Genomic DNA, 9728 nt, shown 5'->3' with positions numbered 1-9728 from the left:
CTAATTCTGTCCTCTCTTCAGGTCTCATTTTTGGCTTCTGTCCCATTTTAGGTACTCTCCCTCTTGTTTTCTCAACAATAGTATACCCGTTTTTCTTGTATTGTGCTAGCCAGTTAAGAAGTATCGTACGACTTGGGAGGCCGTATTCAAGAGAAACTCTATCTTTAGTCCAGCCTTCATGTAAGACTTTATGAATCATTTCTTGTTTTAAATCAGGAGAATAGTAACGATTTTTTCCTTTTTTGACGAACTCTATTCCGTAACGATCAATCAATTTAATCATGTACCTAATATTAGAATTGTTTATCCCAAATTTATTTGAAAGCTTCTCTAAGCTATATCCTTTTTTTCTAAGTTCATAGATTTGAACTTTATCATCATAAGTTAATTTCATAATAAAAACACTCCAAAAGTTAGATTTTTTCTGTCTAACTTTTGGGGTGCAGTTCAAACTTGATACTATGCGTTTTCTTGTAGGAAGATTTACTCCATTTTCTTCTGAGATTGAGTTTTTCCTCATCTATATTTAAGGATATTTGAAAGTTATATTTTAGAAAAACAATTATGGAGTTCTTAATACGAAATCTAGTATAAATGCTGATTCAAAATGAAGTTTTATATGTTTTTTGCTTTTGTTGAGCATAAAATCTATTAACTAAAGTCGAACTACAAAAATTAATTTTAGATGAACTAAACTGTAGGCTTTGGAAAGTTCTCTTACTCGATTTCAGAATGAATTACTGATACGGGATTAAAAGAACTAAGTATTTCTTTTTGCTTTGAATGAGATACGTGAGTATAGATTTGTGTGATCGATATAGAACTATGTCCAAGAATTTGTTGAATATATCGAATATCTACATCACTATCTAGAAGCATTGTCGCAAAGCTATGTCTAAACATATGCGGTGTAATAGTTCTAGAAAAGTTATTTTGTTCAACGATTCTCTTTATTACTAAACGTACACTTTGCTCTGACAATGGTTTAAGTGAATGTTTCCCTGGGAACAAGAAATCATTGGATTCATTTCTTGTTTTATTTATATATGTTTCTAATAAATTGAATGTTTTTTGATCTCCTAAAAATAGGATACGTTCTTTCTTACTCTTTCCTATAATATGGAGTGTCTTATTGGAAAGATTAATATCTTTGAGATGAATGTGGCAAAGTTCAGAAATTCTGATGCCTGTTGAAAGTAAAAGTGAAATAATTAGTAGATTTCTTTCAGCGTGTTGTTTTTGATAATCAGTTTTAGCTAGAACTACTCTCTGCTCTAAATATAAAAAAATACTTTTCAGAATGTCATACGGAATCGTTTTAGGCAATATTTTTTCAGTTCTAAATTGAAAACGCAATTGATTGAAGGGGTTCTCTTCAATTATGTTCTGGTATTTTAGATAGTTATAAAACACCTTCATACAAGCAATTTTTCTTCTTAATGTATTCGTTTTTATGTTAGATTGTGTCAAGTGTTCTATATAGGATTCGACATTATCATAGTCTGAGTTATAAAATTGCATAAGATCATTCTTATAAGCGCGAATCGTGTGTGAACTCAAACGCTTATGAGTTTTGCAATAATCTAAGTAATTAGAAATAAGTTTATAATCCATAAAAATCTCCTTTATCAATAATCATGCTATTATAAACCTATTTGGGTGCTTTGTATAGTGATAATAAATAGTTATCGGTAGGAGAAATGAATTTGGACTACTTCCCTCATATTGAAAAGATAGTATCTCGAGTCACTGATGAAATAAATGACAGTCTGTTTGGTAATATTTCTGATAAAATTATTTCTATAGTTGGCGAAAAAGGATATGGAAAAAGCACAATAATATCAAAAATCGATGAATACTACCAGAATAAGCCATATTCAATTTTTAAAATAAATCAAAATCTCATGACTTTTGAGAGATTTTTTGAGGAACTTAATTCAAAGAATTGGGCAATAAAATTCTCAAATACTCTAAGTGATTCAAGACTAGCCGTAGGAATAGATTTGCCGATTGGAGAATTGGTAAAAAACTTATTATCCACTTTTAGAAAAAATCATACCTTTGAAACTGAATCTGATGAGTACTATAAAAGTAAATTTAGAATACTTTCAAAATTTCTTCAAAAAAACGAAGTAATTCTCTTAATAGATGATTTTGATAAGCAGTCAGATGTTGTGAAACAATTTTTTTATAAATTATTAAAATATCAATCAAGCTCAGTTTTTGATAATTTAACAATTATTTTTACAACAACAAAAAGTATTAAAAATTCGAAGACACTGCATGTCGAAAAACTTTCATTTGAAGATTTTCAACAAATTGTTAATAAACAAAAAATTGATGATACTCAGTTAAAAAGTATATATAGCCTAATAAATGGGAACTTACATTTAGTAACTATTATTCAGCAAATGATACTGGGAAATAACATAAAAAGGTTTAATATACAAAAAACACTCAAAGAAGAATTGCTGACGAAGCCTAACGGTGAAAATCTTTACTCTGTTCTTAGGAATATCTCATTAATTGATAAAACAAATATTAATAAAAATTTAGCAACTAATTTTTTAAATCAAATTCAACTAGAATCTTATTTGAATGATTGTATTAATGAAAATCTGTTGATCGAAACGACTGATTATTATAGTTTTGCTAGTGATTATGTCTTATATGCCCTAGAAGAATGGAAAGATACGGAACGTTATGAGTATAGTGTAATTATTTTAAGATGCTTTGATATTATTTATCCAGGAAATTATCAAGACCGTCATCTCCTTGCTAGTAAATTAGGTCTCATAGAAGAATCAGAAATATCCCAAGTTCTAAATAATATATCTGACTTTAAGCGCTTAAATATATCTGCCACAAAAGAAGATCCATTAAGAGAAAAAATTCAAGAACAATATGAATTAATTATTTCTGCTATTAACTATTTTATCTCAGGAAATTTTGAAGATGTTTTAAAATTAATAGAAAAAACTTCAGATTTTCATCCTTATTTAAAATTGGAAATCTTGGATATAAAATTTCAAACTCTATACAATCAATTTATTGATATAATTAGACAAAAAGAACTATTAACAGAAATTGAACTAGAAATTAATAGACTAGATGCTCAAGAAATCCACAAGGAATATTTATTAAAATTTTTAATTCTTAAAAAAAATATTTTATTAGAACTATCGCAATTAGAGAAAATTGATTCAGTGAATAAAAAAATTGAGGAAATTATCGCTCAATTTCCTCAAAATAGTTATATAGATTTATTGTATTATGCTCAAAAACTTAATAGCAATATGGAATATTCTGTTGAAATAGCAGAAAAAAGTCTACAGGAAGCCTATAACTATTTCAATACTCATAAATCTCAATATCCAAAACATTATATCGTAGCTACGATTAATTACCTCTCAAATCTATACTTGACACTGCAATATAGAACTGCTAATAGAATAGCAAAGCAGTTGCTACAAGAATTAGAAGATGGTATTGTTCCATGTTATTCCTTTGGCAATATTATGTTGATCAACAACATTTCTTTGCTGGACTTTGTTAATAAAGATAGCATAAATGCAGAAATTCTTGAAAATATTCACCCAAATTCGCTACCAGATGTTGATTTAATCAAAAGTAATTTTGCTGTAATGTACTTTTTAAAAGGAGATCTAGAAACCAGTCTCCCCTTGATTAAGGAAGCATATTTTTCAATTAATCGCAATACCGATGTTGATAGTTATTATAAATACTATATCTATAATAACTATGCCTTTATAAACCTCTTCCTAGGAAACAAAGATTCAGCACTTGCAATCATTGAGGAATTACTGAGTTCTCTTCCTGATAGTCAAAGTCAAAATTATTTTAAGAAAAGAAATCAATTACTGTCTAAACAAATGAAACAGTTGGTAATTGAACTAGAACATACGGAATTGGATGTTATTCAATATAATAGTTTTCTATTAAAATACTATCCTGAAGAAATTGGAATTATTTGGCAACATTGGGGGCAATTACTATTACTTAGTCCATTAGAAATCTGGGAATAAGTTTCCAAGAAGTAACTTCATTATGATATCTAATGTATTTTCTTTATATATGCTATGAATAGACTTATAAAAAGAACTATGTTCAATATAATGAGGATAAGTATTGATATCAAAAATATAAGCTTTTCCTTGAGAATATTTGATATCAATTCTTCCGAATTTATCAAATCTTAGAAAAGAAACAGCTTCGGAGACTACTTGATTTAAAGTCGAAAGAATTTCTGAATCAGTTTCAATACTAAATGTATATTCATCAGTTAAAACATCATGAAAATCAAGGAAATCTTTCTGTTCATTATGATGAATACGAATAGGTGGCAATACGTGAATTTGCCCAGAATAGTCCACGAAAAATGGAACTTCATATTCAACTCCTTCAATGAAACGCTGAACGATAAACTCCTGTTGATACGTCTCTACTCTTTTATCTAGTAAATCACAAGTCTCTTGATTTAAATGACATTTTGAAAGATGATCAACACCAATGCTACAGTAACCTGAATTAGGCTTAATAAATATCAGCTCCCCCTCTTGTGGCTTGCAATCAGCAAGCCATTTTTTTTGATATTGATACAGAAACGACTCCGGCATATCAAATCCGTAGTTACGTAATAAAATACTCCAGTGAAATTTATTACTTAATAATGCATTTATATATGGACTTGGCCCAATATGCTTAATACCATTGGTCTCACAAAATGCAGGGATAAGACTATCTCCAGCACATATTCCATTACTTTCTGTGTGTTCAAAAACAATGATATCACTCATTTTATTAGCATCTAGCGAGAGTAGTTTTGAAAATAGTGAATTAGTCTCAAAAAAGACTTCAGTGTAAATCCCTAGTGATTGAAAACACTTTAATACTTGCTCTAATTCAGATAAAGAAAAGAACTCTGAAAATCTATCCCCCTTCTCACCGCTGTTAGTTAAATACTTAGTTGGACAGACTAAGAATATCTTTTTTTTATTGTCAATAATATAATATTGATATTTTTCTAGAGTGTTATTCACAAATTTTACCAAGTCAATCATGTATATTCGCACCCCTCTTTCCTACCGATAACTATTTATTATCACTAGTATACCATAAATTAATCTTTAGTATCTTGATTTGTATAATGATTTTTTTAGTTAAAATTAGATGATATTGGCCAACTATAAATTAAAACACTGTTTTGAAATTATATCGAATACTTTTGAGTCAATTACAAACTTACAACAACTAGAGAGTTGTGTAGTTTGAAGGAAATAAGTACTAGTTTATTAGAAAAGTAACATTTTATAGGATTATCACGAAAAATTCTAATTTTAGTATTATACTTTCTATTAATTTAGAACCTATTTTTTTAATTTTTAAATGTTATAATAGTGTTATCAAGTAAAAGGAGCATACTATAATTGGTAACAATATAAAATTCTACTAAAGACACATGGCATGACAAAAACAGATTTGCTCGAATTGTATAAATTTTAGTCAATAGCCCTTAGCTGTTATAAAAACGGAACAAGTACCATTTCAACAGAATTTATAGACACTATTTGCCAGGAATTCATAGAAGATGTGTCTATGCTTGAAAAATAGATCAAGGTTAAGCATCTGTCACTCTTCAATGATGCCTTTTTGGGTAATAGAGTAAGGTTGAGGAAGATATGTTGAAGGTGGAAAATAGCACTTAAAATTAAAACAGTTGAATTTAGGAAACGAGGACAAGTAATGAAGTTAACAAAAATGGTTATTAATAATTTTAGATCTTTTGGGGAGTGTCAAGCAATTAACTTTAATAATCAAACTGTACTGATAGGGAATAATAGTTCAGGAAAGACAACTGTATTACAGGCATTGAGTAAGTTGTTTTCAGATAAACAAAGTGATAGAATCATTCGAAAAAGTGATTTTCATTTACCAAAAGGGTTAAGACCTGGTGAAAACACAAGAAATCTTTTTATAGAAACTATTTTTGAGTTTGATGAACTTGCTGGAACTGTCTATGGACCAGCCATTCCAACATTTTTCGAGCACTTTACAGTTTCTCAAGATGGTGCAAAACCTTTTTTACGAATCAGATTAGAATCTTCCTGGGAAGATGATGGAACAGTTGAAGGAAGTATTGATACTCAAATTTATTATATTTCATCTGATGAAGATACTATTAGAGATGAAGACAAACATCGTGCTTCTAGAAAGGATTTGGATAAAATTAGGGTACTTTATGTACCAGCTTCAAGAACACCTGAGAAGGAGTTGGGTAATGCTTCAGGTAGTATGTTAAGTAGGTTGGTAAATAGTATAAATTGGACTAAAGATGAGATAAATGAAATTAAAGATAAAATTGATGAGTTGAATAACACCTTTTTATCTGAAAATGGAGCATTAACTCAGATCAACAATGAGATTCAGAAATCATGGGAATTATATCATGAAGATAACCGTTTTTCTCAAGCAGAGTTGATTATTAATTCTTCTGAGATGGCGGCAGCACTTAGACAGATTGCCTTAAAATTTTCACCAACAACCACTGAAGAAGCATTTACAGTTTCAGATCTAGGAGATGGACTGAGATCTATTTTTTATTTTTCACTTGTTGATTCGATACTTGATATTGAGTTAGAAATTACCAAAGACCGTGAAGAGAATCCTGATAATCCAAGATTTAAGTTGGTACCTCCAATACTAACTATCTTAGCAATAGAGGAACCAGAAAATCATATTGCTCCACATCACATTGGAAAACTGATAAAAAGGTTTAAGCAATTAGGCAATAATGACAACTCTCAAGTAATTTTAACTTCACATTCTCCAGTTATTGTAAAAAGAATTGACCCAGAAAATTTGAGGTATTTAAGAATAGAAAATAATGACAGTGTTCTTCAAACCATTGTTTCTGATATACAGTTACCTCAATCGAGTGATGAGTCTTATAAATACATTAAGGGAGCAATTCAAGCTTATCCTGAACTATATTTTGCAAAGTTAGTAGTATTGGGTGAAGGTGATAGTGAGGAACTGCTATTACCAAAGTTTTTTGATTTATTTGGACTGGAAATTGATAGTTCTCAGATTTCAGTAGTTCCTTTAGGAGGTAGGCATGTTAATTATTTTTGGAAATTATTGAACGCTCTCAGGATTCCTCATATTACCTTATTAGATTTCGATAACGAAAGATATGGAGGTGGCTGGGGAAGAATTCAATATGCAATAAAACAATTGATACTAAATGGAGTTGCTAAAGAAAAACTTGTTACTGTAACAACCGAATCTCAAAAATCACGAGTTCTAGATGATGATGAGATTGATAAAATAAAGGACTGGAAGATTGATAGACCTGATAATCAGTTGCTTGAGGGGTGGATTAAAATGTTAGAAAAGTTCAATGTGTTCTTTTCTGCGCCGCTTGATATTGACTTCTTAATGTTACAACATTATAGGAAATATTATCCGGATATGTTATCTTCGAAAGAAGGACCAGTCATTTCATATGCTGATTCAGGCGGGAATTGTAAAAAAGTAAAATTAACTGATTTGGATCGTATTGATAAATTGCAGTTAGAAGGTCTCGAAAAACGTATAGAAGAAGCAAAGATAGCTACTTTAAAGGATAAGAGTGGACCGGGGGATAGTTTTACTAGAGAAGAGAAAGAATTAATGATTTGGTATCAATATTTCTTTTTAGGTAGAGGAAAGCCAACAACTCATATGCAATTTTTATCATCTATTAGTGATGATGAATTAACAAGAAATCTACCCCCTGTATTTGAAAAAATAGTTAACCGTGCTGAAGAATTACTTGGAGATATTGAACATGGTGAAGAGTGAGGAGTGGCTTCCTAAAGGAGATATCATTTTAGAAGAGACTGCATTAGGAGCCGTCAAAGATGTGACTAACTGTTTAGTCATTGCTGGACCCGGTGCGGGGAAAACTGAATTACTAGCTCAAAAGTTAGACTATTTATTCTCTACAAATAAATGCGTTTCTCCGAAAAAAATTCTAGCATTAAGTTTCAAAACGGATGCTGCATCAAATTTGAAAGAAAGAGTTAAGAAACGTTATGGTGATGAATATGCTTCTCGTTTTACCTCATTAACCTATTCGGCTTTTGAAAAGAGAATTTTAGACCAATTTAGAGATGTTCTACCTGAGGATATACGACCATCAAGAGATTATTTGATTGAAGATTGGGATACTATAAAAGAACTACTCTCTATGAATGGAATTAATGTTAATGGATGGAGAATGTCAGATATAAGAAATTTTGTCGAAAATATTATACTTAATGACGGGAATACTCACAAATTAAAAAAGGATTTACTAAATGGAACACAAGATAATAAGCCGGTTCTCTTGTATAGGCAAATAACAAAGTTGAGTACTCAAATAATAGCTACTAACGAATACATCCGTAAAGCACTTCAAATGACATACGATTTTGTATTTCTAGATGAATTTCAGGATACTACATATGCCCAGTATAATTTATTAAAAACTTGTTTTTTAGGTTCGTCTTGTAAATTAACAGCAGTTGGAGATAATAAGCAAGCCATTATGAGATGGGCAGGTGCGAATCCTGATATTTTTCCAGACTATATTCAAGACTTTAATTCAAATGAATATCAATTGTTGATGAATCACCGTTCTGTACCTAAACTTGTAGAATTTCAAAAAGAGGTTCATCAGATATTAAATAGTAATCACAGTTCTATTCAGACAAATAATTATCCAGAATTTCAAGAGGGTGAAATAACATTATTTGAATTTGAAAATGAAAGTTTAGAAGCTGAGTTAATTGCAAATGATATAGAATCAAAAATTCAAGGAGGTATACGACCATCAGAAATTTGTATCCTAGCAAAACAGAAGGTTGATGATTATAGTTCAAAATTGATAACTACATTAAGCAGTAAAGGGATTAAAGTAAGAATTGAAAATGAATATCAAGAGCTTTTAAAAGACCCTACTTGTAACCTATTATTAGATTTAATATCATGCAGTCAAGGAAAACGAGATCCTTTAATTTGGGAAAATATTAGTAATTTTTATGGAAATATCAATGGAATAGCTGAGTTTACTGATGAATTAATTTTAGCAAAATCCTATAAGGAGATTGACACTATAGTTAGTGATATTACTTACCTAATTTCAAATTTTATTCCCAATGAAGAAAGTATGCTAAAATTAATTGATTGTATTATTGAAAAAATAGATGAAAAAAGAATTATTTCCAACTTTTCAACATACAATGGGAAAAGTGACCTAGATATCATTGTCAAGAACTTTTCAAAGTTATTATACAAAGAATATTCTCAAACACAAGGTGAATGGCTAGATATAGTCTCTAGTTTCAAGGGTGAAAACTCAATTCCAATTATGACTATCCATAAGAGTAAAGGATTAGAATATGAGGTAGTCTATTTTTTAGGCTTGGAGGATTCTGCATTCTGGAGTTTTAATGATCAACCTGAAGAAGATAAGAGTGCCTTCTTTGTCGCACTTTCAAGAGCAAAAAGTTACCTAATCTTTACATACTGTAAATTGAGAAATAATAGGTCGCAAAACAATAGAAATATTAATGAAATCTATTCATTACTGATTCAATCTAGTTTAGTTGATGTTGTTAATTAATAATGATTAAGGCATAGGAATTAGTTTTTTTAAATAAACTAATTCCTATGCCTTGTATTGC

At 29.8% G+C, this 9728-nt stretch carries 6 protein-coding genes; 3 read left to right on the top strand and 3 right to left on the bottom strand.

Annotated features, from left to right (window positions below; translation table 11 throughout):
• Window positions 1–394: transposase (locus tag B7692_RS00805; protein ID WP_142360007.1), on the bottom strand; the 394-nt coding region annotated here is incomplete at its 3' end.
• Window positions 395–717: 323 nt separating this feature from the next.
• Window positions 718–1614 carry a tyrosine-type recombinase/integrase gene (locus tag B7692_RS00800; RefSeq protein WP_084929627.1) on the bottom strand — a complete coding sequence of 299 codons (897 nt, stop codon included), beginning with the start codon at window positions 1612–1614 and terminating at the stop codon, window positions 718–720.
• A gap of 86 nt (window positions 1615–1700) precedes the next feature.
• Here B7692_RS00800 and B7692_RS00795 point away from each other — a divergent pair, with 86 nt between their 5' ends.
• The gene (locus B7692_RS00795) at window positions 1701–4046 is read left to right on the top strand and encodes an NB-ARC domain-containing protein (protein ID WP_084929626.1); all 2346 of its coding nucleotides are present in this window, start codon (window positions 1701–1703) and stop codon (window positions 4044–4046) included.
• Here B7692_RS00795 and B7692_RS00790 read toward each other — a convergent pair.
• Window positions 4029–5081 (bottom strand): ATP-grasp domain-containing protein, encoded by a 1053-nt coding sequence (locus B7692_RS00790; RefSeq protein ID WP_084929625.1) that lies wholly within the window; start codon window positions 5079–5081, stop codon window positions 4029–4031. The genes B7692_RS00795 and B7692_RS00790 overlap by 18 nt on opposite strands.
• Before the next feature lie 682 nt (window positions 5082–5763).
• Between B7692_RS00790 and B7692_RS00785 the strand changes: the two genes are divergently transcribed.
• Window positions 5764–7863, top strand: coding sequence for an ATP-dependent nuclease (locus B7692_RS00785; RefSeq protein ID WP_084929624.1), 2100 nt, complete (start codon window positions 5764–5766; stop codon window positions 7861–7863).
• Entirely contained in the window at window positions 7850–9667 is a 1818-nt protein-coding gene (locus tag B7692_RS00780) for a UvrD-helicase domain-containing protein (protein WP_084929623.1), read from the top strand. The genes B7692_RS00785 and B7692_RS00780 overlap by 14 nt, the downstream gene beginning before the upstream one ends.
• Window positions 9668–9728: the final 61 nt, after the last annotated feature.

It is taken from the genome of Streptococcus mitis, assembly GCF_002096925.1.
Taxonomy (GTDB): Bacteria; Bacillota; Bacilli; order Lactobacillales; family Streptococcaceae; genus Streptococcus; species Streptococcus mitis_AF.
Note: the sequence above shows the minus strand (reverse complement) of the source record. Positions and strands in the feature narration are given on the sequence as shown.

What these genes read in the sequence shown, in the direction of transcription:
- B7692_RS00800 (WP_084929627.1), bottom strand. Translation starts at nt 1,614, where the DNA reads ATGGATTATAAACTTATTTCTAATTACTTAGATTATTGCAAAACTCAT.
- B7692_RS00795 (WP_084929626.1), top strand. Translation starts at nt 1,701, where the DNA reads ATGAATTTGGACTACTTCCCTCATATTGAAAAGATAGTATCTCGAGTC.
- B7692_RS00790 (WP_084929625.1), bottom strand. Translation starts at nt 5,081, where the DNA reads ATGATTGACTTGGTAAAATTTGTGAATAACACTCTAGAAAAATATCAA.
- B7692_RS00785 (WP_084929624.1), top strand. Translation starts at nt 5,764, where the DNA reads ATGAAGTTAACAAAAATGGTTATTAATAATTTTAGATCTTTTGGGGAG.
- B7692_RS00780 (WP_084929623.1), top strand. Translation starts at nt 7,850, where the DNA reads ATGGTGAAGAGTGAGGAGTGGCTTCCTAAAGGAGATATCATTTTAGAA.